This window comes from Burkholderia pyrrocinia (genome assembly GCF_003330765.1).
Classification (GTDB): domain Bacteria; phylum Pseudomonadota; class Gammaproteobacteria; order Burkholderiales; family Burkholderiaceae; genus Burkholderia; species Burkholderia pyrrocinia_B.
Genome location: NZ_CP024903.1, coordinates 2,614,582 through 2,635,633, shown reverse-complemented (window position 1 = coordinate 2,635,633; position 21,052 = coordinate 2,614,582). Strand labels below are relative to the sequence as shown.

Sequence of the window (21,052 nt, the reverse complement as noted above, 5' to 3'; positions counted from 1 at the left end):
CGGCAGGATGGGGACGAGGTGTGCCGCGACCGGCCGTCAGCCGCCGGGCACGCAGGGGCCGGCGAGCTTCGTGTCGATGAAGCGCTTGGCCAGCGCGATCGAGATCCTGACCGCGTCCGCGTCGTTGCGGAACACGTGATGCTTCGGATCGAGCAGGTGCGCTTCGTGGCATCCGCCCGCATCGCGCCAGATCACGACGGCGAGCGGCTGGTACAGCGCGCCGAGTTCGAGCCCTTCGCCGGCCACCGGGTCGACGAGCGCGACCGCGCGGATCGCGCACTGGCGATAGGTCAGGCAGAGCGGCGATACCATGACGGTCTCCCCGGCGGGCGCCGGTCGTTCCGACCCCGCGCCGCGCACGTGTGCGGCGACGCAGCGGCTGATCGGACGAATGGGCGCCGGGCCGTGTTCACGTCAGTATCGGCATCGCTTCGATCAGCGCGATGCCGATCAGCGCGCCGATCGCGGCGCCGACCAGTTTAGGATGCCACCGTTCGAGATGCAGCGCCGTCAGCAGCGCGCCGAACAGGATCACGCCCAGCAGTGCGAACGCGATCACGAGGTACCCGATTTCGAAATCGTTGTTGATCAGCATGATGTCTCCTTCCCCATGTCGGCGTGTCGCGTTCGGCGGAGCTTCGTTCCGGCGACGTCGCACGCACGTATGACCTGCCTGAATTATATATCACAACATGATATAAAAATCGATCGCATGGGGAGTGGGTTGCACTGGAGCGACATGGCGGCGTTGCGAAGCCGGTGGCGTCGTTGCGGCGGGCCGGACGCGTCGCGGGCAGGCCTTCCGCCACGCGGCTTGACGCTCGCCGGCACGTCACCCACACTGGGTTGCACGACGGCCACGCGGCGCGCGGCCCTGGCGTCCAGCAACGAACGCGCGGAGAGCTTCGACGTGGTGCGTTTTCCTTCCGGATGGACCGGCTGCCTGCTCGCCTGCGCCGCTGCGCTCGGTGCAGGCGCGGCCATGGCCGACACGGGCGACACGGGTGACGAAGCGCCCGTCACGCTCGTCAGCGATGTCCACGAGTTCGTGATCCAGCACGACGGTTCGCTCGACGAGCACGACGATGCGACGCTGCGCGCGAACAACGCGATCGGCATCGACGCGGTCGCGCAGCGCTACGTGTGGTTCGACAAGAATCTCGAGAAGGTCGACCTGCTCGCGGCCGAGACGATCGATCGCGACGGCGTCGCGCATCCGGTCGGCGCGGACGGCATCCGCGACGTGCAGGAGCCGCGCTCGGCCGGCGCGCCGACGTTCCAGGACGGGCTGTTGCGCACCGTCGTGTTCCCCGGCGTCGAAGCCGGGTCGAGCACGCGCGTCGCCTTCCGCAAGACGCGCACGAAGCCCGTCAATCGCGGCTACTTCGGCTACTACGTCGAGCCGTCGCGCGATCCCGTCGACAGCCAGCGGCTGATCTTCGACGTGCCGGCCGACCTGCCGCTGTACGCCGACGCGCGCGGCTACGTCGCGCTGCCGCCGGTGACGGCGAACGGCCGCACGCGCTACGAGTTCGACTACCGGCACGGCCCGTACGACCGCATCGAGAACGGCGCGGTCGGCTACCCGACCTACGGCGACCGGCTCGTCGTGTCGACGCTGCCCGACTACGCGGCGTTCGCCGAGCGCTACCGCAACGCGGCCGTCGACCCAAGCGTGAACGATCCGGCCGTCATGCAGCTGGCGCGCGCGCTCACCGCGGATGCCGCCGATCCGCGCGACAAGGCGCGCATCCTGTACGACTGGGTGCAGGCGAACGTGCGCTACGTCGGGCTGTTCTTGGGCGAAACGGCCGCCGCGCCGCATCGCGTGACGGATATCCTGCGCAACCGCTACGGCGACTGCAAGGACCATGTCGCGCTGTTCGGCGCACTGCTCGCGGCGGTCGGCATCCGCAGCGAACCGGTGCTGATCAATCTCGGTTCCGTGTACACGCTGCCGTCCGTGCCCGGTTACGGCGGCGGCGCGATCAATCACGCGATCACGTGGCTGCCCGATCTCGCACTCTATGCGGATACGACGACGGCCGGCATCGCGTTCGGCTACCTGCCGCCGATCGTGATGGATCGCCCGGCGCTGCTCGTCGACACGGGCGTGCTGTCGCGCACGCCGGCCACGCAGCCGCGTGGTCGCATCGCGCGGCTCGAGATCGACGCCGCGCAGCGCGACGCCACGCGTTTTCATGCATACATCGAGGACGACGGCTGGACGGCCGAACTCGAACGCAACCTGTTTCGCCGCGCGACGCACGACCGCATCGAGCAGCTCGCAACCGAACGCCTGCGGCAAAGCGGCTTGCGCGGCCGCGCGCAACTGTCGACCAGCGACCGGCGCGTGACCGACGGGCCGTTCGACGTGACGGTGTCGGGCACGCTCGATCATTTCGTGTGGCCCGACGGCACGACCGCGTTGCCCGCGCTGTCGAGCCTCACGGGCGGCATCGCGACGCAGGTCGAAGGCTGGTTGGCCGAACCCGTGCGCACGCAGCCGTGGGGCTGTATCGGCGGCAGGTTCGACGAGACCGGCCAGATCGCGCTGCCGGTCGACGTCGTCGTGACCGACCTGCCGGCCGATGCGGCCGTGCACGACCGCTTCGTCGATTTCACGTCGCATTATGTGTTCGACGCGGCCGCGCGCGTCGTGCAGGTCACGCGGCGGATGACGGCGGATTTCGGCCGTCAGGTGTGCACGCCCGACGATTTCGCGGCGCTGCGCGCGTCGCTCGAACGCATCGAACGCGACACGCAGGCGCAGATCGTCGTGCGGGCGACAGGGCGTTGAACGGGTAGGGCAGTGAAGCGCGTCGCCGCCATCGGTCGACGCACAGGAGGGAAATCATGACGGAACGGGACTACGAGATCGCCGATCTCTCGAAGGAATTGCTGGGCCGGATCGTGCAGGGCACCGTCGCGAGCGGCGCGGCCGTGGATGCGCAAGCGTGCGCGGCGCTTGCCGTGCAGTGCGCGATGGCACTGGTGGACACGCTCGAGGCGCGCAGCGGCTGAACGCGGAAGGACGTCACGCGTGGCGGCGACTTGAGCGACTTGAGCGACGCCGGCGCGCGCGATTCCGAAGCGAAGCGGGCCTCGATCGGCGTGACGCGTTACGCTTCGACGCGCACCTCGCCGTCCGCGCGCACGGCGCCCGGCGGTTTTCCGACCACCCGCTTGAACGCGCGGCTGAACGCGGCGAGCGAGCCGTAGCCGAGCCGGTACGCGACGGCTTCGATCGACTCGTGGTCGCGCGCGATCCACTGTGCGGCGAGCCGCATCCGCAACTCGGTCAGGTAGCGCACGGGCGTCATGCCGGTCGCCGCGAGAAAGCGCTCGGCGAACACCGAGCGCGACACGCCCGCTTCGGCGGCCAGTTCCGCGACGCTCCAGTTGCGGCCCGGGTCGCGATGCAGCGCAACGATCGCGCGGCCGAGCCTCGGCTCGCGCAGCGCCTGCACCCAGCCCGTCGCGTCGCCGCATCCGCACTCGACCCAGCCGCGCACGATGAACGCCGCGACCACATCCGCGAGCCGCGCGAGGATACCCGCGAAGCCCGCGCGCGCCGAGCAGGATTCGCGCTCCATCGCGTCGAGCATCGGGCGGATTTCCGGGTAGCGCGCCAGCAGCGTGCCAACGTGCATGAACTCGGGCATCGTGCCGACCAGCGGCTGCATGCCGCCGAGATCGAGCTCCATGCATGCGCTGAAGATCAGCGCATCGCCTGCGCCCGGTTCCGTCGCCGCGCAGGACGCGGGCGATGCGCCGGTCGATGCCACCGACGCGACCGTATCGCAGATCTTCGCGACTTCGAAACCGTTGATCTCGCGGCACGGCGCATCCGGATCGGACACCAGCGCGTGCATGCGGCCGTGCGGCAGCAGGATTGCGTCGCCGGCCTCGAGCCGCATCGTTTCGCCGGACGCGTCGCGCAGCAGCACGGGCCCGCGCCCGACGAAATGGAACTGCGCGCGGCCCGGCGCCTGGCCGAAGCTCAGCCCGAACGGCCGCGCGACCTGGATGCGGCGGTACTGGACGCCGCTCAGGCGCATCCCCAGCAGCAGCTCGCTGACGAGGTCATGCACGTCGGGCACGGGGGGAAGCAGGGGCTCGGACATAACGAGATTCGGACGATCGATCAATAAGAGCGGATTGTACGTCATAGACCGTCCTGCTGACGTTCCTTACGATACGGCGTTATTGGTACTTTCCCTATACGACAACGGACCGACGCATGAATCCCGGAATTTCCTCCACTGCCTCGACGGCAGCCCCCCGCGAACCGGCCTGGGGTGCGGTATTCGCGATGACGCTCGGCGTCTTCGGGCTCGTCACGGCCGAATTCCTGCCCGCGAGCCTGCTGACGCCGATGGCCGACAGCCTCGGCGTGACCGAGGGCGTGGCCGGGCAGGCCGTCACGGCCACCGCGACGGTTGCGCTTGTCACGAGCCTGCTGATCTCGGCCCTGACGCGCACGATCGACCGGCGGCGCGTGCTGCTCGTGTTCTCGGTGCTGCTCGTCGCATCGAATCTCGCGGTCGCGTTCGCGACCAGCCTGACGACGCTGCTGATCGGCCGCGTCGTGCTCGGCGTCGCGCTCGGCGGCTTCTGGACGATGGCAACGGCCACCGCGATGCGGCTCGTGCCGACGTCGATGGTGCCGCGCGCGCTGTCGATCATCTTCAGCGGCGTGGCGGTCGCGACGATCGCGTCCGCGCCGATGGGCAGCTACTTCGGCCACCTGATCGGCTGGCGCAACGTGTTCCTGATCGCAGCCGTGCTCGGCGGCGTCGCGTTCGTGTCGCAGGTCATGACGCTGCCGTCGATGCCGCCGAGCGGCACGACGCGGCTGCGCACGCTGATCGACGTGCTGCGCCGGCCCACCGTTGGCCTCGGGATGTTCGCGACGATCCTCGTGTTCACCGGGCATTTCGCGTTCTTCACCTATCTGCGGCCGTTCCTCGAACAGGTTGCGGGCGTCGGCGTGAACGGGCTGTCGGCGATCCTGCTCGGCTACGGGATCGCGAACTTCGTCGGCACGTCGCTCGCGGGCCGCGTGCTCGAACACCGGCTGCGGCCGATGCTGATCGCGATGCCCGCGCTGATGGTCGTGCTCGGCATCGCGCTCGTCGCGCTGGGCCGCGCGCCGATGATCGACGCGGTGCTCGTCGCGTTGTGGGGGATGGCGTTCGGCGGCGTGCCCGTCGCGTGGTCGACGTGGGTCACGCGCACGGTGCCCGACGAGGCCGAGAGCGCGGGCGGGCTGATCGTCGCGGCCATCCAGCTCGCGATCGCGACGGGCGCGGCGGCCGGCGGCGTCGTGTTCGACGCGAACGGCGCGGCCGGCGTGTTCGTGGGCGCGGCCATCGTGCTGGCCGTCGCGGTCGCGACGATCGTGACCGGCGTGCCGAAGCGGGCCGGCGTGGCGGTGTCCTGACCGGCCAGCGGGCCCGCGCTTCGTTGGCCCGCCGGCGGTCGTCTGTCCGTCAGGCGGCGCTGGCGTCGGCGATGCGGTCGAGTTCTGCGAGTGCGTCTTCCGGCAGATCGAGGTCGGCCGCCGCGAGATTCTCGCGCAGATGTGCGACCGACGACGTGCCGGGAATCAGCAGGAGGTTCGGTGCACGGCGCAGCAGCCACGCAAGCGCGACCTGCATCGGCGTCGCGCCAACGCGCGCCGCCACGCCGGACAGCGTCGACGACTGCAGCGGCGAGAAGCCGCCGAGCGGAAAGTACGGCACGTAGGCGATGCCGTCACGGGCAAGCGTGTCGATCAGCGCATCGTCGCCGCGATGCGCGATGTTGTAGTGGTTCTGCACGCAGACGATGTCGCAGATCCGCCGGCCTTGCTCGACCTGCGCGGGCGTGACGTTGCTCAGGCCGACGTGGCGGACGAGCCCGCGCCGCTGCAGTTCGGCGAGCGCGCTCAGCGGCGCTTCGATCGACCCTTCGGCCGGCCCGTGTGCGTCGAACATGATGCGCAGGTTGACGACGTCGAGCGCATCGAGTCCGAGGTTGCGCAGGTTGTCGTGCACGGCCCGTTCGAGTTCGTCGGGCGCGAACGCGGGCAGCCACGATGCGTCGTCGCCGCGTCGCGCGCCGATCTTGGTGACGATCACGAGATGGTCGGGATACGGATGCAACGCATCGCGGATCAGCCGGTTGGTGACGTGCGGGCCGTAGAAGTCGCTGGTGTCGATATGGTCGACGCCGGACGCGACGGCTTCCCGCAACACGTTCAATGCCGCGTCGCGATCCTTCGGCGGGCCGAATACACCGGGCCCCGCGAGTTGCATCGCGCCGTAGCCGATTCGTTTGACGTTGCGATTGCCGAGCCTGAAGGTGGCGGTGTGACGAATGTCGGACATGACTGTGCTCCTGTCGATGAATGCGACCAGCATAGGCATTGGCCGTCTGCGCGATAAGTCGTCATAATCCGCACGGGTTGTACGAAAAGGCGAACAATGCAAGCCGATCTGGGTGATCTGAATGCGTTCATGGCCGTAGCGCGCGCCAGCGGATTCCGCGACGCCGCACGCGTGACGGGCTTGAGCGCGTCGGGGCTGAGCGAGGCCGTACGCCGGCTGGAAGCGCAGCTCGGGGTGCGGCTATTTCACCGCACGACGCGCAGCGTCGTGCCAACCGAAGCCGGCGAGCGCCTGCTCGCGCGTCTCGGGCCCGCGTTGACCGAAGTGGCGGCGGCGCTCGACGGTATCGGCGGATTCCGGGACAGACCAGCCGGCACGCTGAAGCTCAACGTGCCGCTCAGCGCGTCGCGGCTCGTGCTGCCCGCGATCGTGCCGCGCTTTCTCGATGCGTACCCGGAAATACGGCTGGAAGTGATCGCCGACGAAAATTTCGTGGACGTGCTGGCGGCCGGATGCGACGCAGGCATCCGCTACGACGAACGGCTCGAACAGGACATGATCGCGGTGCCGATCGGCCCGCGCATTCAGCGGTTTGCGACCGCGGCCGCTCCCGGCTATCTCGATCGTCATGGCCGGCCGCGACATCCGCGTGAACTGCTCGACCATCGTTGCCTGCGCGGACGCTTCGCGAGCGGGGCGATGCCGCCGTGGGAGTTCGAGCGCGACGGCGAGGTCGTGCGGGTCGAGCCGGCCGCCGGGCCGCTGCTGGTGCAGATCGGCGGGGCGTCGGACCTGCTGGTCGATGCGGCGATCGCCGGCACGGGCATCCTGCATCTCTTCGAAGACTGGTTGCGCCCGCATTTCGACAGCGGCGCACTCGAACGCGTGCTCGAACCGTGGTGGCGGCCGTTTTCAGGCCCCTTTCTCTACTACCCGGGGCACCGTCTCGTGCCGCCGGCACTGCGCGCGTTCATCGATTTCATCAAGGTATCCTGAATTCTGCCGGGTGGCGACGCGCCGGCCCGCCGCTCAGCGCACCGACGCGTGCGCGTCGAGCAACTGCCGGTGGCGTGCGTCGGTCGCGTCGTCGGCGGGAAACATGCACTCCATGCGCAGTTCCTGCGCAGCGGCGCTTTGCGGCGTGCCGACCGTCGTGACCAGCGAGAAGTAACGCAGCACGACGCCTTCGTGGACGAAGCCGATCGGAATGACCGGCAGCGATGGCCCGGCGGCCGGCGCCGGCGGCGTTTTCCAGTCGCGCGGCGCATCGGGGCAGGCGAGCAGGTCGTCGAGCAGCCGCCGCGTCTCGTCGTCGATCACGCGGCCGACCGATTCGCGCTGCACCCGCTGCAGCAGGCTGCGCGATACGTTGTCCCAGTCGGCCAGGAACGGCCGCATGCCATGCGGATCGAACATCAGGCGCAGCAGGTTGCGCGGGCCGTCGCGCGCAGCCATGTCGATGAAGCAGCCGAAAAAGCGCGGCGCCGCATCGTTGGTCATCAGCACGTTCCAGTGGCGGTCCATCACGATCGCCGGAAACGGATCGTGCTGGCGCACGACCCGCTCGAGCGCGCGGATCACGCCGTGCATCTCCTGCGCGTCCCACGGCGCTTCCGAATACACCGGCGCATACCCGGCCGCGAGCAGCAGCGCGTTGCGCTCGCGCAGCGGCACGTCCAGCGTCTGTGCGAGCGTCAGCAGCGTATCGCGGCCCGGCACGCTGCGCCCGCTTTCGATGAAGCTGATCTGGCGCTGCGAGATGCCCGCGTCGAGCGACAGGTCGAGCTGGCTCACGCCGCGCACGTCGCGCCAGTAGCGCAGTAACTGGCCCAGTTCGTGGGGCGGCGTATTCGGATCGCGACGGCTGGCGTTCATCCGGCCTCCCTGATCGTTCCGTGATCGACGCGAACGACTATATCGGACTCACGCGGCGCTCGCATGCCACACGAACGCGTCGAACGGCGCTTCGAGCGTGGGCCGCGTCACGCTGCCGACGTAGTTCGTGATCGTCGACGCGGCGACCACCGCGATGACTTCCAGCAACTGTTCGGCGCTGAATCCGGCTGCGACGAAGGACTGCCGGTCGGCGTCGGCAAGGCGGCCACGGGTTTCGATCAGCGCGCGCGCCGTGGCCGACAGCGCGGCCAGCTTCGCGTCGCCGGGCAGGCCGCCGTGCCGGATCGCGTCGACGTCGGCGGGGAGCACACTGTGTTTCAGCGCGAGCGCGGTATGGAACGCGACCGGCCATTCGCTCGCGTTCGTGACCGCGTTGGTGAGCAGCAGCGTCTGGATCTGCGGCTCGGTGAGGCTGCTTGCGTGCACGCGCTCGAACAGGCCGATGAAGCCGTTGATCAGCACCGGCGATGCGGCCATGGCCGCCGCGATGTTCGGGACCAGGCCGAAGGTTTGCTGAAGCTGCCGAAGCACGGGCTTCGACTCGGCAGGCGCCGAATCGATCGTATGAAGCGGATAGGCGGACATGATGTCTCCGGGGCGATGCGCGCCGCCGGAATGGCGGCGCGACACCCGAAGCGTAGGGACGGTCGTGCCGCGCGCCAATTACATCCCGTGTAATCGTTCGACGCGCGACGCGATGGCCGGCCGCCCCCGGAAATCCGCTAGCCGCGTTGCCTGACCAGCGCCGCAAGCGCCTTCATTGCCTGCAGATACGGATACGGACCGTGGCTGATGCGGGCTACGCCGTATTCCGCGAGTTCGGCGAGCGTCGGCGTTTCCGCGACGCGCATCACGTTCACGGGCAGCGGTGATGCGGCCGTCAACTTGCGAACGAGCGCCGGCGAGCGAAGGCCCGGCACGAAGAGGCCGTCGGCGCCGGCGGCCGCGTACGCGCGTGCACGGGCCAGCGTTGCGTCGAGCAGGCGTTCGTCGTGCGTGTCGGCCGGCGCCTTGAAGAACACGTCGGTACGCGCGTTGATGAAGTAATCGGCCCCCGCGCGATCGGCCGCCTGCCGTGCCGCCGCGAGACGGGCCGCCGCCTGTTCGACGTCACGCAATTCGCCCGTCGCCGGATAACTGTCTTCGAGGTTGCAGCCGACCGCGCCGGCGTCGATGCTGAGCGCGATCGTGTCGGCGACATCCTCCGGCCGCTCGCCGTACCCGCTTTCGAGATCGACGGTGACGGGCAGGTCCGTCGCGCGTGCAATCCGCGCAAGCACTTCCATCACGAGCGCGCGCGGCATCTGCTCGCCGTCGACGAAACCGTTGGCCACCGCGACCGACCAACTGCCGGTCGCCAGCGCGACGGCGCCTGCGTCGGCCACCGTGCGCGCGCTGCCGGCGTCCCACACGTTGAACAGCGCCAGCGGCTGGCCCGCGCGGTGAAGCGACCGGAAATACGCGCCTTTCTCATTGCTGGTCATGCCTGTCTCTCCTTGTGAAAACCGGATCGGTTGTCGTGCCGAACGATACTGCCACCGTATCGAGCGCCGCGAGGAAATCGCGTGCGTCGAACAATTCGCCGAGGCTGCGTACGCCGCCTGACGTCAGGGCCCTGCCGGTCATCAGGCGTACGGCCGCCTCGACGATGATCGGCGCGCTGACCGCGTAGATGTCGCGCCCCGACGCCGTGACGCGATGCGTCGTGTCGCCCTGCACGATGACGGCGTCCATCGCGAACTGCTGCGCCGACCGGCCCAGCGCGTCGGCCGGCTCGGGCGGCGGCGTGGCGGCATCGCGCACGTCGCGCAGCGCGCGCGTCGCGAGCCACGATTCGATCGTACCGATGCGCAGATGACGCGACAGCGTCATCACTTCCGAAAACGGCAGCAGCGTCACGTCGACGTTGCCGATCGGCGGCGGAAACGGCCACACGCGTTCGCGTGCCGTCGACGGCACCGGCGTCGGCTTCCCGTCCTGCTGGACGAGCCGCACCGCGCGATTGCGTTCGCCCGTCACGCGCGTGCCGCGCGTCGGGTGCCAGCGGTCGAGTCCGGTCGCGATATCGACGCGATCGATAGGCTTGTTCTTGTCGACGACGGCCGTGACGAGCAGGTCGGCCAGGCCACCGTAGAACGCGGCGGCGGGCACGACGGTCACGCCCGCGGCGCGCGCACGGGCATCGGTCCGTTCGGCCAGGGCCAGCACCGACGGCTGTTCGGCCGTCAGGTCGAGATAGGGAATGCCGGCCCGCAGTGCGGCATCGGCCAGCGGCAGCGCGGTATCGAGGTACGGGCCCGCGCAGTTGATCACCGCATCCGCGCCGCGCAAAGCGGCGTCGAGCGCGGCCGGATCGTCGATCGTGGCGACGCGCGCGAGCGTCGCATCGCCGCCGCTTTCCGCGAGCCGCACGGCATCGCGGCCGATGCGGATCGCGCCGAGGCCGCGCCGGGCCAGTTCGGCGACGACAAACCGCCCGGTGTGACCCGGGGCGCCATAGACTGCAACCGTCATTCGATCGTTCATGATCCACTCCGCTACAGAACGGTCTGTTTTATAGTACAGACCTGTATCGTCGTCAACCTCGCGGTGCTATGATCGGTCCACTGTTGCGGTAAGGGCGGCCTGAGCGGCCGAGCTTGGATGAAAAAGGGAACGGACACACAAGGGGGCGCGCCCGATACGCGCGAGCGCATTCTGCAAACGGCCAGCGCGCTGTTCTACCGGGAAGGCACGCGCGCGGTCGGCGTGGACCTGATCGTCGCGCAGGCGGGCGTCGCGAAGACGAGCCTCTATCGTCACTTCACGACGAAGGACGACCTGATCGAGGCGTTCCTGCTGCGCGAGGACGCGGATTTCTGGGCGCATTGGGATGCAGTGGCCGGGCAGTACCGGCGCACGCCGCGCGAGGAACTGGACGCGCAGCTTCAATGGATCGGCGAGCGCATTGCGCGCCCCGGTTATCGCGGCTGCCCGCAGATCAACATCGCCGCCGAATATGCGGACGACAACCATCCGGCCCGCAAGGTCGCGGTCGCGCACAAGCAGGAACTGCGGCGCCGGCTGACGGAACTGGCGAGCGCGCTGCGGATCGACGAACCGGAAACCTTCGCGCTGCGGCTCGCGACCGTCATCGACGGTGCGCTGAGCAGCGGGCGTGCGCTGCATGAGCACGGGCCCGTGCATTTCCTGCAGGAATTCGCGCAACTGCTGCTGCCGAAGAAGGGCAGGAAGTAAGGCGGCACGCGGCCGCGATCCGCGCGCGGGTTCAGCCGCGCGCAGCCGGCTCCGCCGACAGCGCGCGCAACTGGCCGCGCAACTGATCGACTTCCCCCGGCGCGAATTGCCGCTCGATGTCGGCATGCGTCTGCTGCCACAGCGGAAACGCGTCGGCCAGCAGGTCCTGGCCGGCCGGCGTCAGTTCGAGCAGGCGGCTGCGCCCGTCGTCCGGATCCGGCACGATCGTGACGAGGCCGCGCCGCTCGAGCGGCTTGAGCGCGGCCGTCAGCGTGGTGCGATCCATCGCGAGCAGCGACGCGACCGATTTCATCGGGGCCGGCTGCGGCCGGTTCAGCGACATCAGCAGCGAAAACTGGCCGTTGGTGAGATCCAGCGGACGCAGCACATCGTCGAAGATGCGCGCAAGATTGCGCGCCGCGCGCTGCATGTGCAGGCACAGGCAGCAATCGCGCACCATCAGCGTCGTTTCGAAGGGGAGCTGTTCTTTTCGTGCCATGTTGCAATTGTGTTGATATCAACCTATCTTGTCAAGGTCGAGACGCGGCAGCTCGCCGCGCCCGTCACCGGAGGAGGAAGCATGAGTGCTCAACAGGAGTTGTATCTCGCCGTATTCCTCGGCAGCAAGGAGAACCCGCGGATGAAGGCGTGGTTCGCGCTGCCGGACCAGGAACGGCGCGCGAAGGAGCAGGAGGGCATTGCCGCCTGGAAGGCGTGGGTCGAGCGGCATCGCGACGCGATCGTCGAACTGGGCGGGCCGCTCGGCAAGACCAAGACGATCGACGAACGCGGCATCAACGACACGGCCAACGCGATGAGCGGCTTTACCGTCGTGCGGGCGGCATCGCACGACGCGGCCGCCGCGATGTTCGAAGGCCATCCGCATTTCACGATTTTCCCGGGCGAGACGATCGACGTGATGCCGGTGCTGGCGATTCCCGGCGCGTGAACGACGGCGGTCGCCGCGCGTCGCGTTGCGTCGATGCGTCGTGGCCTGCATGCGGAGATTTCCCCGACATTCTGGATGGAGATTTGCGATGAAGCTTTACGGATTCGCCGGCACCCGCTCGCAACGCGCGCTGTGGGGGCTGAAGGAACTGGATGCGGATTTCGAGTTCGTGTCGGTCAATCTGCTCGCGGGCGAGCAGAAGCGGCCCGAATTTCTGCGCCTCAATCCGGCCGGCAAGGTGCCCGTGCTGGTGGACGGCGACCTCGTGATTCCCGAGTCGGCCGCGATCGTGTTGTATCTCGCGGACAAGTACCCGGAGAAGGCGCTGCTGCCGGTCGATCCGGCGCTGCGAGCCGAGGCCTATCGGTGGGTCATGTTCGCGGTGACGGAGCTCGAGCAGCCGCTGTGGCGGATCACGCGTCATTCGTTCATCTATCCGCCGGAGAAGCGCTCGCCGGCCGACATCGAACTGGCGCGCGAGGATTTCGCGACGATGGCCGCGATCCTCGACAAGCATCTCGAGGGGCGCGAATTCATCGTCGGCGACACGCTGACGGTGGCCGATTGCGTGACGGCCTACCTGATCGACTGGGCCAGCGAATGCCATCTGATCGATGCATTCCCGCAACTGCGCGCGTATCTCGAACGGCTGTATGCGCGGCCGAAGGCGCCGCAGCGGATCGCGGAGGCGCGCAAGGCGGCGTGAAACGGGTGGTGGGTCATGCGCCGGATCGGCATGACCCGCCGCGTGCGCCCATGATCAGGATACCGTATCGGGCCCGCCGAGCGCACGGCACAGCATTGCCAGGTCGCGCAACGTAAGATGCGGCGTCGCCGGATGCGGCGGAGCCTGTTCTTCCGCCCGAGGCTCGCGCACGACCCACGCGGCCTGAAGCCCCGCATTCAACGCGCCGGCGATATCGAGGTGGAAGTCGTCGCCGACATGCAGCAATTCGGCCGGACGTACGTCGAGTGCGTCAGCCGCCGCATGGAAGATCTCGGGTTCTGGCTTTGCGAAGCCGAATGCACGCGCGCTGAGCGTCGCGCGGAAGAATTCGCCGCCGCCGGTCAGCCGGAGATCCGCGTTGCCGTTGGTGACCGCGATCAACGGAAAGCGGGAGCTCAACCACGCCAGCGCGGGCAGCGCGTCTTCGTAGAATTCGACGCGGTTGCGCGCCGTATAGAAGACGTCGTAAGCACGGTCGGTCAGCGAGACGTCTTCGTTCGCGCGTCCCAGCGCGAGCCGGATCGATCCGATTCTCATCGCGCGATAGTCGCCGGCGAGATCCGGACGTAAAAGTTCGTATTCCTCACGTAGCGAACCGAGTGCCCGTTGCGTCGACAGCACGCTCGCGGTATTGGGGGCGTGCTCGATCAGCCACGCGCGAAGCGCCGCCTCGGCCCGGACGACGGACGGCCCGAATGGCCACAAAGTGTCGTCGAGGTCGAACGAGAGGGCGGAAATGTTGGCGAGTCGCATGGCGGTCGAAAGCGGGAAGTCGTTTTACCAGGGCCATGGAACGGCGGTTCCGGTGCCGTTGTCGAGGGCGTGTCGATACAGGAAGCGCGCGACGGTCAGATCCTGAAGCGCGAGCCCGGTCATGTCGAAGACGGTGATCTCGTGCGCGGCACGGTCGACCGATGTCGCACCCGTGAGGATGTCACCGATTTCCGTACGCGGCAAATCGGGCGCCCACTGGCACTCGCCGATGCTGCGCGCCTGGTCGTGATCGTCCACGACGATGCGCGCGCGTTCCAGCACGCCCGCCGGAAGTTCGCGCTTGCCCGCGGTATCGGCTCCCACGCAGGTCAGGTGGGTGCCCGGCTGAACCGCGTCCGCGTCGAACAACGCGCCGCCGCCGGGCGTGGCCGTGATCACCACGTCGCTATTGGCGACCGCATCGTTCCGGCCGCGCGCCACGCCGATCTTGCACCGTTCGACGAAGCGCGATTCGAACGCCGGCTCCGGCTCGCCGCCGACGTTCACGTACTGTACCGTGCATCGCCGCGGCAGCAGCCTGAGCGCGTAGTCGAGCTGGACGCGCGCCTGCACACCCGTGCCGAACACGCAGATCCGGGTGCTGTCGCGGCGGGCGAGCAGTTGCAGCCCCACGCCGCCCGCGGCGCCGGTCCGCGCAGTGGTGATCGCGTTGCCGTCCATGATGCACAGCGGCCTGCCCGTCGCCGGGTCGAACAGTGCGACGGTGGCCTGATGCGGCTCGCCGCCGCGTGCCCGGTTGCCCGGCCAGAACCCGGCGGCCTTGAAGCCGAGCAGATCCTGGCCGGCGACGTCGCCCGACTTGATGCCGAACACGCCGCCGGTATGCAGCTTCTCGCGCACGACGGGGAATACGCGTCCGACCCTTTCACTGTGCAGCACGAAGGCTTCGCGAACGGCCGCCATCACTTGCGCGGCCTGCAGGGCGGGCTCGACGGCATCGCGGTCGAGGAGAAGGAGGCGGGCGTCGGTCGGCATGGTCGGGGGTGCCTGTTGGGCACGAGACGAATCGAGAATGTTTAATGTTTGTCCAGAATTGGATAAATTGTCAATTCGCGGATGACACGGCATGAACGCCGGACTTCGCTCACCAGCCGTAGAAACGCGGCCACGTCTGCGCGTCGCCGTCGTCGCCAACGGCCTGGTATTCGGGATGTTGCGCGCCGGTGGCGCACGCGTGATTCGGCAGGATGCGCAGGCGCGTGCCGATCGGAAACCGCTGCGCGATACCCGTATCCGGCGTGCCCGCGCGCGACACGATCCCGTGTTCCTGGTTGGCGGCGCTCATCACGTAGTCGCCGAGCACTTCGCCGGCTTCGGTGCAGATCTGCCCGTAGCCGAAATCGCGCGCCTGGCGTTGCGTGCCGCGGTCGCGGCTCATCGCCATCCAGCCCGCATCGACGATCGCCCAGCCTTTCTCTTCCTGGTGGCCGATGACGGTGGTCAGCACCGTCAGCGCGATGTCGGACAGTTCGCACACGCCGATGTTGTGCATCACGAGGTCGAACATCACGTACACGCCGGCGCGCACTTCGGTCACGCCGTCGAGCCGCTCCGCCCCCAGCGCGGTGGGCGTCGATCCGATACTCACGACCGGGCACGGCAACCCGGCGCCCCTCAGGCGCTCCGCGGCCCGCACGGTGCGGCTGCGCTCCTGTTCGGCGATCGCGACCAGCGCTTCGTGCGTGTCGTATTCGTAGCTGGAGCCCGCATGAGCCAGCACGCCGCCGAGCAGCATGCCGCCGTCGGTCAGCGCGCGGCCGACGTTGATCAGCAGGTCGGACTCGGGCGGGACGCCCGAGCGGTGGCCGTCGACGTCGACCTCGATCCACACGTCGAAACGTTCGCCGTGCTCGCGCCCGAAGGCGGCGATTGCGTGCGCGGCCGGCAGGCTGTCGGCGACGATCTTCAGGTCGCAGCCTTGCCGGCGCAGCGCCAGCGCCTGGCCGAGCCTGGCGGGCACCATGCCGACCGCATAGACGATGTCGCGGATGCCGTCCGCGAAGAACTGCTCGGCTTCCTTGAGCGTCGACACCGTGATGCCCTGCGCGCCCGCCGCGATTTGCGCGTCGACGACGTGCCGGCATTTGGTGGTCTTGACGTGCGGCCGGAACCGGACGCCGAGTGCGTCCAGATGCGTCTGCATGCGCGCGATGTTGCGACGCATGCGGCCGACGTCGATTAATGCGGCCGGGGTGTTGAGGGTGTGAAGGTCCACGGTGGGTCCTGTTGCGAGGTTGCCGAGATGGACACTGTAGGGAAGCTGGCCCGCATCATGTTTAATGCAGGATTAATCTGCCATTAAGCGGGATTTAATGCGAAAAATCTCGCGGATCGCGCCCCGGCTCACGCTTTGCCGCGCCACGGCGGCGGATCGAGGAACTGCCGCGCGGCATCGAGAAAAACGCGCTGCCGCGCGGAGCGGCCGGTACGTGACGGCAACAACGCCGTCACCGGCGCTGGCGGCAGGCTCCAGCCCGGCAGCAACCGGACGAGCTTGCCGTTCGCGAGCAGCGGGGCGACGTCCCGCTCGGAGCGTTCGACGATGCCGAGCCCGGCGAGCGCCCATTCGGTGATGACGGTGCCGTCGTTGGACGACAGCGCGCCGGTGACGCGGATGACGGCAGACCGTCGCGATTCGCCCTTGACACCGCTACCGGGCGAGAAGCGCCAGCGCGGGATGTCTTCGTCGTTCTCGCGCAGGCACAGGCAGTCGTATCGTGTCAGGTCGGACGGATGGTTCAGGTCCTTGATGCGGCGCGCGTACGCGGGGCTCGCACACAGGAAGCGCTCGTTGGGCGCGAGCGGATAGCCGATCCACGACGACGACTTGAGGCTGCCGACATGGACGACTACGTCGGCGCCCGCCGCGCTGGTCAACGGGCTTTCCGACAGGTGGAGCGAGATTTCGAGTTTCGGATGCGCACGCTGCAGGTCGCGCACGATCCGGGCGACGTACTTGCGGCCGAAGCCGAGCGGGGCGACGACGCGCAGCGTGCCCTGCACGTCGCCGTGGTCGCCCGCGATGCTGACCGGCAGCGCTTCCACGCGCTCGAGAATGCCGACGGCTTCCTGATACAGCCGCTGCCCTTCGTCGGTCAGCGCAATCCCCTTCGGCTGCCGCACGGCGAGCCTTGCGTTCAGGCGCGCCTCCATCCGCTGCAGGCGGATCGTGACAGCGGGGGGCGTGAGGTCGAGCAGCCGGGCGGCAGCGGCCAGGGAGCGCGACGTGCCGATCGCGCGGACGAGTCGAAGGTCGTCGAGGTCGAGCATTTCGTGGCTCTTGATGCGGGTGGTGCCGAGCATTAAACCGCACATCGCAATGCGAAGCCATCGACGTGCAGTGCCCTCCGGTTGAAGGAGACATATGAGTCGGTCATGCAATTCATGATGAGGGACGTCAAGGTAAAGCGGAGCAATCCGTAGAATTCTCGTCTGCCGGACGCGATGGAGGCAGCTGTTCTCGCCTTTGAGCCGCTAGGTTTTTCTCAAAATGGCCGTCTGGCTACGTCGCATATCTGCACACCATACACGAAGACAGGGGAGATGCTGCCACATCAATTGCGACAACGTTCGCCAGTATTTTCGCTTCCTTCAGGGGCGGCACCTGCGCAGGTCAATAGAGGAGTCTGTGGTCTGTGCCGCTCTTCGTTCACATTTTTTCAAGTTTTAATGAGGCTGAAAATTCTAGGGCGGGTTGCCTTTGCCTCCCAATTTTACGAAACGTCAGCGGCCACTTTTTCGAGCCTGCCTCAGTCAAGAACCGCGACAGCAGCGCGGTCAGCCTAGCGTTGAGCGACCAAGCCTACGGTCAACTCGGATTGCAGGAACCAGATCCTGACGCTTTTGGGTCTTCTGAAGTCTGTGCGTTGACTTTACCGACCAATTCCGTCTGCTTGTGTAGGGCATATGAATTGGATTAGCATTCGTGGCACAGTATTTCGTAATGGAAATGAAATATTGCGATGTGCCACCCAACGGCTTAATGGCCATCTATCTCAAATTCAGGCCGTTCGATTCGAAGGCATGGAAGTGGGTTCGAGGTTGCGGTGCGGTCGTGTGTTTGAGACGGATTGTCGTTTTTCCGTAAGAAATTTTACTAAACCACGCAAGCCTTTAATTTTTATAACTCAAGGAGAAGTAAAAATGTCAGGAAGCAACCTGCAACTGCACTCGAAGATTAAAATCGAATCGGTAGCGAACCAGCTCAATCTTGAGCGGCTTGAAAGCAGTCGTGCCAGTTATGATGATTTGATGGATGCCTTCGCCCGCGAGTTGACGTCTGATGAGATCCTGCTCATCTCGGGCGCATCGAAGTCAGGCGGGCGCTATTCCGGGACCGTGTACGCGTAAATGAAACTAACTAGCTAACCAGTGACTCGGCTGCCAGATCACCTTCTGGCAGAAAATCTCCGGTCTTACGCAGTCAAAATATCAAAGTGTTGCAAGAGGGAGTGTGCGATTCAAGTGTCGTCCGTAAGAGTTGGATACTCGAATCGAGAGAACTCAATCAGTTCGTTGGGAATTGTGTGCGCAGGAGATGTTGCATTGACTGCCTTTTTCTTGACTGATGCTGCAAAGAACCTGCAGAGCTGAAATAGACTTCATAAAAATGAAAATTAATTTCAAGATCAAAGCCGATGAATTCAAGCAGAAGTATCAAGAGCGATTGCCCTTTATTATCAAGGGGGCGGTTGATACGTCGAGCGTTCACTGGGCAGACATCAACGACATCATCTCCAGGTGCGATCCTCAGTCTGAACACTTCCGTGTTTCATTCCCGAGTGGAAATGTCGACAAGGAGAAGTACGTGCACACGTACTTTCATGTCGGGGACGTGCGGCGCAAGTTGAACAGGCCTGCTCTCTATGGTTTCCTGCGCCAGGGCGGGACGCTGGTCGCCAATCATATCTACGATGAACCGAAGTTCAATGACTATGCGAAGGACGTCGCACAGTTTACCGGGCGCCAGACCGTCACCTCCGCATATGTTGCATTTGGGAAGACGGATTCCTACCGTGAGCATTGGGATTCCAGAGACGTTTTCGCGGTGCAGCTGAAGGGAAGAAAACGCTGGATCGTGTATTCCCCCTCCTTCGAGGCACCGCTATACATGCATCAAAGTAAATATATCGAACACAAATATCCTTGTCCGGATGAACCTTATCTCGATTTCGTTCTCGAGGAAGGTGATGTCTTTTATATTCCCCGAGGCTGGTGGCACAACGTTACGCCACTTGGGGAGCCGACGGTGCACCTCGCTATCGGTACGTTCCCGGCATTTGGTATCGATTACGCAAAATGGGTATTCCGGAAGTTGCCCGAGTGTATTCACGCGCGGATGGCGCTTGAAAATTATGCACAGGACAAGGAAACGATCCGTCTGCTTGCGGAAGTAATCTCCGAGCGCATGAATGATCCCGTGTGCTACCGCGAGTTCATGGAGTCACACGTAGCGGATCAAATCCTCGAGACGCGACTGAACCTCGAAACGCTTGGCAACGCGAGCGTCAATGCGCTCGAGTGTGACGCGCAGCTACGTCTCAACGTGTTGAGAAGCGATCTTTCAGACGATTACCTCGTCACGAGCAACGGCAAGGTGTGGTTTCAGGACGACCTGCAGCCTCTGAAAGATTTTCTGGTCACGAATCCACAAGTGAACGTTTCTCAAATTGAAGAGAAATTTCCGGATCGCACACGTGCCGAGCTGTCCGAAGCTCTTTATTCGCTAGCGATGAACGGAACAATCGAAATTATTTAAAAAGAAAGATTTATTAGCGTGCCTGGTGTAATTCAACGGTATCTGACACGGCATCGTTCTGCCACGTAGTGGAACGTTTTCATGATTGGTTTTGGATTCGGTTTGTGAATCGGGTATTCGATTAGGCGGCCGGTGATTGGCGAGATAACCGTAGTTCGATCGTAGGATATCGCTTCAAAATGATGAAATCCGAGCTTCCCTATCCATTCGACATCGAGTTCATGAGGCAGAACAAGGCTTTCATGTTTTTTTGTCCTCCTGATTGCCTGGACGAAGACGGTCGCCCGGTTCTGGAGGGCCGATCGATGTTGTACAAACCCGGTAGCTCGGCTTACCGGGCGTGTCCTTACCGAGACTCACGAGCGGATACCCATAAGCCGGTCAATGTGGAATCGCTCCAGGCACTTATGCGGCACCAGAACGAAGTGATTGCATTCATCCGGGAAACTGCCTCGCTTCTGCGCGATCGAAAAATCATCGGCGAGACAGGGGGCAGTGTCGGCGACATGTATGCGCTCGCTTACGTGTGCTACAAGTCGCCGGAAATCTATTTTGTCAATCAAGTGTTTGGCCGGCAGGTCGACGTGCCAGCGATATGCTCGATTGCCTCGCGCTTCTTTCATGGGCTGGTCAATCTGTTTGCCATCATGGCACTCGAACATCAGGGTGCCTTGGCCGAGGTCGACCTGACGCCCGAGGAGATCTATTGCTACGCGGATGAAGGAGGGTATCTTATTGGCATGAAAGAGGCGTGCGCCGCATCCAAGGCAACCATCGTCAAATACATCGCCCTCGCCCAGCAAGCCCTGCTTTCCGATGGAGATGTGGCCCGGTTCACGAATGTATTCCTGCCCGAAGAAAGGACAGACATGGTGATTCAAGCGGCTCAAGTCTCGATGAGCCTCGAATTCCATGGCCTTATCTACGAAACCGCGCGTTGTCGTTCCTGGCGACAGATCAATGAAGGTGACCCACTTCGCGGGAACCTTATGGAGCCACTTTCGCGATTTGCTACGACTCATTGTCTGGTGGCGAAGAAATTGTCGCTAGAAGAGCGTCCATTTGATCATCTTCTCTTCAAGCGAGCCCGCAATCTGTCCAAGGCGCTGCTGATTGATCATGCGTCATCGGAACGACTGATCGAATCGGCGAGCGAGTACATCAACACGAGCGTTCGCGATACCGAGGCACGAAGGGCAAGCAGAGAGAGGCTCAAATCCGACATGCTGCAGTTCATCGACAGTCATCGGCGATTCGTTGCCGAGCACGTCGCGGAAGACGGCTATCTCACGGCTGATTTGGACGTATTTTTTGGCCGATGGCCGGAATAGCGAATT

At 65.5% G+C, this 21,052-nt stretch carries 23 protein-coding genes; 10 read left to right on the top strand and 13 right to left on the bottom strand.

Annotated features, from left to right (window positions below; genetic code table 11):
• Window positions 1-36: 36 nt before the first annotated feature.
• The gene (locus CUJ89_RS29615; protein ID WP_114181625.1) at window positions 37-312 is read right to left on the bottom strand and encodes a hypothetical protein; all 276 of its coding nucleotides are present in this window, start codon (window positions 310-312) and stop codon (window positions 37-39) included.
• 97 nt (window positions 313-409) lie between these two features.
• Window positions 410-595 (bottom strand): hypothetical protein, encoded by a 186-nt coding sequence (locus tag CUJ89_RS29610; protein WP_114180828.1) that lies wholly within the window; start codon window positions 593-595, stop codon window positions 410-412.
• A gap of 315 nt (window positions 596-910) precedes the next feature.
• Between CUJ89_RS29610 and CUJ89_RS29605 the strand changes: the two genes are divergently transcribed.
• Both CUJ89_RS29605 and CUJ89_RS38385 read left to right on the top strand, forming a co-directional pair.
• Window positions 911-2,800 carry a DUF3857 and transglutaminase domain-containing protein gene (locus tag CUJ89_RS29605; protein ID WP_114181624.1) on the top strand — a complete coding sequence of 630 codons (1,890 nt, stop codon included), beginning with the start codon at window positions 911-913 and terminating at the stop codon, window positions 2,798-2,800.
• 56 nt (window positions 2,801-2,856) lie between these two features.
• Window positions 2,857-3,024, top strand: a complete 168-nt coding sequence (locus CUJ89_RS38385; RefSeq protein WP_201752343.1) for a hypothetical protein — start codon at window positions 2,857-2,859, stop codon at window positions 3,022-3,024.
• A 98-nt stretch (window positions 3,025-3,122) separates the two neighbouring features.
• Here the strand turns inward: CUJ89_RS38385 and CUJ89_RS29600 are convergent, their stop codons facing one another.
• On the bottom strand, window positions 3,123-4,172 hold the full coding sequence (locus CUJ89_RS29600) for an AraC family transcriptional regulator (RefSeq protein WP_114180827.1): 1,050 nt from the start codon (window positions 4,170-4,172) through the stop codon (window positions 3,123-3,125).
• Window positions 4,173-4,243: 71 nt separating this feature from the next.
• Here CUJ89_RS29600 and CUJ89_RS29595 point away from each other — a divergent pair, with 71 nt between their 5' ends.
• Window positions 4,244-5,446 carry an MFS transporter gene (locus CUJ89_RS29595; protein ID WP_114180826.1) on the top strand — a complete coding sequence of 401 codons (1,203 nt, stop codon included), beginning with the start codon at window positions 4,244-4,246 and terminating at the stop codon, window positions 5,444-5,446.
• 49 nt (window positions 5,447-5,495) lie between these two features.
• Here the strand turns inward: CUJ89_RS29595 and CUJ89_RS29590 are convergent, their stop codons facing one another.
• The gene (locus CUJ89_RS29590; RefSeq protein ID WP_114181623.1) at window positions 5,496-6,374 is read right to left on the bottom strand and encodes an aldo/keto reductase family oxidoreductase; all 879 of its coding nucleotides are present in this window, start codon (window positions 6,372-6,374) and stop codon (window positions 5,496-5,498) included.
• A 96-nt stretch (window positions 6,375-6,470) separates the two neighbouring features.
• On the opposite strand from CUJ89_RS29590, the gene CUJ89_RS29585 reads away from it, so the two are divergent.
• The gene (locus tag CUJ89_RS29585) at window positions 6,471-7,370 is read left to right on the top strand and encodes a LysR family transcriptional regulator (RefSeq protein WP_114180825.1); all 900 of its coding nucleotides are present in this window, start codon (window positions 6,471-6,473) and stop codon (window positions 7,368-7,370) included.
• A 33-nt stretch (window positions 7,371-7,403) separates the two neighbouring features.
• Here the strand turns inward: CUJ89_RS29585 and CUJ89_RS29580 are convergent, their stop codons facing one another.
• The 4 genes from CUJ89_RS29580 to CUJ89_RS29565 all read right to left on the bottom strand — a co-directional run bounded on the left by CUJ89_RS29580 (window position 7,404) and on the right by CUJ89_RS29565 (window position 10,796).
• Window positions 7,404-8,249: a helix-turn-helix domain-containing protein gene (locus CUJ89_RS29580; protein WP_114180824.1), complete on the bottom strand. Its 846-nt coding sequence runs from the start codon at window positions 8,247-8,249 to the stop codon at window positions 7,404-7,406.
• Between the two features lie 48 nt (window positions 8,250-8,297).
• A complete protein-coding gene (locus CUJ89_RS29575) occupies window positions 8,298-8,855 on the bottom strand; it encodes a carboxymuconolactone decarboxylase family protein (protein WP_114180823.1) in 558 nt (185 codons plus the stop codon).
• Between the two features lie 137 nt (window positions 8,856-8,992).
• Window positions 8,993-9,754 carry an isocitrate lyase/PEP mutase family protein gene (locus tag CUJ89_RS29570; RefSeq protein ID WP_114180822.1) on the bottom strand — a complete coding sequence of 254 codons (762 nt, stop codon included), beginning with the start codon at window positions 9,752-9,754 and terminating at the stop codon, window positions 8,993-8,995.
• Window positions 9,741-10,796: a saccharopine dehydrogenase family protein gene (locus CUJ89_RS29565; protein WP_114180821.1), complete on the bottom strand. Its 1,056-nt coding sequence runs from the start codon at window positions 10,794-10,796 to the stop codon at window positions 9,741-9,743. The genes CUJ89_RS29570 and CUJ89_RS29565 overlap by 14 nt, the downstream gene beginning before the upstream one ends.
• A 117-nt stretch (window positions 10,797-10,913) precedes the next feature.
• Between CUJ89_RS29565 and CUJ89_RS29560 the strand changes: the two genes are divergently transcribed.
• A complete protein-coding gene (locus tag CUJ89_RS29560; protein WP_114180820.1) occupies window positions 10,914-11,507 on the top strand; it encodes a TetR/AcrR family transcriptional regulator in 594 nt (197 codons plus the stop codon).
• A gap of 31 nt (window positions 11,508-11,538) precedes the next feature.
• Here the strand turns inward: CUJ89_RS29560 and CUJ89_RS29555 are convergent, their stop codons facing one another.
• Window positions 11,539-12,006 (bottom strand): MarR family winged helix-turn-helix transcriptional regulator, encoded by a 468-nt coding sequence (locus CUJ89_RS29555; RefSeq protein WP_114180819.1) that lies wholly within the window; start codon window positions 12,004-12,006, stop codon window positions 11,539-11,541.
• Between the two features lie 81 nt (window positions 12,007-12,087).
• On the opposite strand from CUJ89_RS29555, the gene CUJ89_RS29550 reads away from it, so the two are divergent.
• Together CUJ89_RS29550 and CUJ89_RS29545 are read left to right on the top strand one after the other, a co-directional pair.
• Entirely contained in the window at window positions 12,088-12,456 is a 369-nt protein-coding gene (locus CUJ89_RS29550; RefSeq protein WP_114180818.1) for a YciI family protein, read from the top strand.
• 88 nt (window positions 12,457-12,544) lie between these two features.
• Complete coding sequence (locus tag CUJ89_RS29545) at window positions 12,545-13,162, top strand: glutathione S-transferase family protein (RefSeq protein WP_114180817.1); 618 nt, start codon at window positions 12,545-12,547, stop codon at window positions 13,160-13,162.
• Between the two features lie 54 nt (window positions 13,163-13,216).
• Here CUJ89_RS29545 and CUJ89_RS29540 read toward each other — a convergent pair whose 3' ends face one another.
• The 4 genes from CUJ89_RS29540 to CUJ89_RS29525 all read right to left on the bottom strand — a co-directional run bounded on the left by CUJ89_RS29540 (window position 13,217) and on the right by CUJ89_RS29525 (window position 17,260).
• Window positions 13,217-13,936 (bottom strand): HAD family hydrolase, encoded by a 720-nt coding sequence (locus tag CUJ89_RS29540; RefSeq protein WP_114180816.1) that lies wholly within the window; start codon window positions 13,934-13,936, stop codon window positions 13,217-13,219.
• Window positions 13,937-13,960: 24 nt separating this feature from the next.
• Window positions 13,961-14,932: an ornithine cyclodeaminase family protein gene (locus CUJ89_RS29535; protein WP_114180815.1), complete on the bottom strand. Its 972-nt coding sequence runs from the start codon at window positions 14,930-14,932 to the stop codon at window positions 13,961-13,963.
• Between the two features lie 109 nt (window positions 14,933-15,041).
• Window positions 15,042-16,172, bottom strand: coding sequence for a DSD1 family PLP-dependent enzyme (locus CUJ89_RS29530; protein WP_114180814.1), 1,131 nt, complete (start codon window positions 16,170-16,172; stop codon window positions 15,042-15,044).
• Window positions 16,173-16,300: 128 nt separating this feature from the next.
• A complete protein-coding gene (locus CUJ89_RS29525) occupies window positions 16,301-17,260 on the bottom strand; it encodes a LysR substrate-binding domain-containing protein (RefSeq protein ID WP_114180813.1) in 960 nt (319 codons plus the stop codon).
• An 840-nt stretch (window positions 17,261-18,100) separates the two neighbouring features.
• Here CUJ89_RS29525 and CUJ89_RS29520 point away from each other — a divergent pair.
• From CUJ89_RS29520 to CUJ89_RS29510, 3 genes are all read left to right on the top strand, one after another.
• The gene (locus CUJ89_RS29520) at window positions 18,101-18,307 is read left to right on the top strand and encodes a hypothetical protein (protein ID WP_114180812.1); all 207 of its coding nucleotides are present in this window, start codon (window positions 18,101-18,103) and stop codon (window positions 18,305-18,307) included.
• Between the two features lie 259 nt (window positions 18,308-18,566).
• Entirely contained in the window at window positions 18,567-19,715 is a 1,149-nt protein-coding gene (locus CUJ89_RS29515; protein WP_161556571.1) for a JmjC domain-containing protein, read from the top strand.
• 179 nt (window positions 19,716-19,894) lie between these two features.
• Window positions 19,895-21,046, top strand: a complete 1,152-nt coding sequence (locus tag CUJ89_RS29510; protein ID WP_114180810.1) for a hypothetical protein — start codon at window positions 19,895-19,897, stop codon at window positions 21,044-21,046.
• The last annotated feature ends 6 nt before the right edge of the window (window positions 21,047-21,052 follow it).

Bases quoted from the DNA above. Each gene is read 5' to 3' on its own strand.
- CUJ89_RS29615 (WP_114181625.1), bottom strand. From the start codon at position 312: ATGGTATCGCCGCTCTGCCTGACCTATCGCCAGTGCGCGATCCGCGCG.
- CUJ89_RS29610 (WP_114180828.1), bottom strand. From the start codon at position 595: ATGCTGATCAACAACGATTTCGAAATCGGGTACCTCGTGATCGCGTTC.
- CUJ89_RS38385 (WP_201752343.1), top strand. From the start codon at position 2,857: ATGACGGAACGGGACTACGAGATCGCCGATCTCTCGAAGGAATTGCTG.
- CUJ89_RS29600 (WP_114180827.1), bottom strand. From the start codon at position 4,172: ATGACGTACAATCCGCTCTTATTGATCGATCGTCCGAATCTCGTTATG.
- CUJ89_RS29595 (WP_114180826.1), top strand. From the start codon at position 4,244: ATGAATCCCGGAATTTCCTCCACTGCCTCGACGGCAGCCCCCCGCGAA.
- CUJ89_RS29590 (WP_114181623.1), bottom strand. From the start codon at position 6,374: ATGTCCGACATTCGTCACACCGCCACCTTCAGGCTCGGCAATCGCAAC.
- CUJ89_RS29585 (WP_114180825.1), top strand. From the start codon at position 6,471: ATGCAAGCCGATCTGGGTGATCTGAATGCGTTCATGGCCGTAGCGCGC.
- CUJ89_RS29580 (WP_114180824.1), bottom strand. From the start codon at position 8,249: ATGAACGCCAGCCGTCGCGATCCGAATACGCCGCCCCACGAACTGGGC.
- CUJ89_RS29575 (WP_114180823.1), bottom strand. From the start codon at position 8,855: ATGTCCGCCTATCCGCTTCATACGATCGATTCGGCGCCTGCCGAGTCG.
- CUJ89_RS29570 (WP_114180822.1), bottom strand. From the start codon at position 9,754: ATGACCAGCAATGAGAAAGGCGCGTATTTCCGGTCGCTTCACCGCGCG.
- CUJ89_RS29565 (WP_114180821.1), bottom strand. From the start codon at position 10,796: ATGAACGATCGAATGACGGTTGCAGTCTATGGCGCCCCGGGTCACACC.
- CUJ89_RS29560 (WP_114180820.1), top strand. From the start codon at position 10,914: ATGAAAAAGGGAACGGACACACAAGGGGGCGCGCCCGATACGCGCGAG.
- CUJ89_RS29555 (WP_114180819.1), bottom strand. From the start codon at position 12,006: ATGGCACGAAAAGAACAGCTCCCCTTCGAAACGACGCTGATGGTGCGC.
- CUJ89_RS29550 (WP_114180818.1), top strand. From the start codon at position 12,088: ATGAGTGCTCAACAGGAGTTGTATCTCGCCGTATTCCTCGGCAGCAAG.
- CUJ89_RS29545 (WP_114180817.1), top strand. From the start codon at position 12,545: ATGAAGCTTTACGGATTCGCCGGCACCCGCTCGCAACGCGCGCTGTGG.
- CUJ89_RS29540 (WP_114180816.1), bottom strand. From the start codon at position 13,936: ATGCGACTCGCCAACATTTCCGCCCTCTCGTTCGACCTCGACGACACT.
- CUJ89_RS29535 (WP_114180815.1), bottom strand. From the start codon at position 14,932: ATGCCGACCGACGCCCGCCTCCTTCTCCTCGACCGCGATGCCGTCGAG.
- CUJ89_RS29525 (WP_114180813.1), bottom strand. From the start codon at position 17,260: ATGCTCGGCACCACCCGCATCAAGAGCCACGAAATGCTCGACCTCGAC.
- CUJ89_RS29520 (WP_114180812.1), top strand. From the start codon at position 18,101: ATGTCAGGAAGCAACCTGCAACTGCACTCGAAGATTAAAATCGAATCG.
- CUJ89_RS29515 (WP_161556571.1), top strand. From the start codon at position 18,567: ATGAAAATTAATTTCAAGATCAAAGCCGATGAATTCAAGCAGAAGTAT.
- CUJ89_RS29510 (WP_114180810.1), top strand. From the start codon at position 19,895: ATGATGAAATCCGAGCTTCCCTATCCATTCGACATCGAGTTCATGAGG.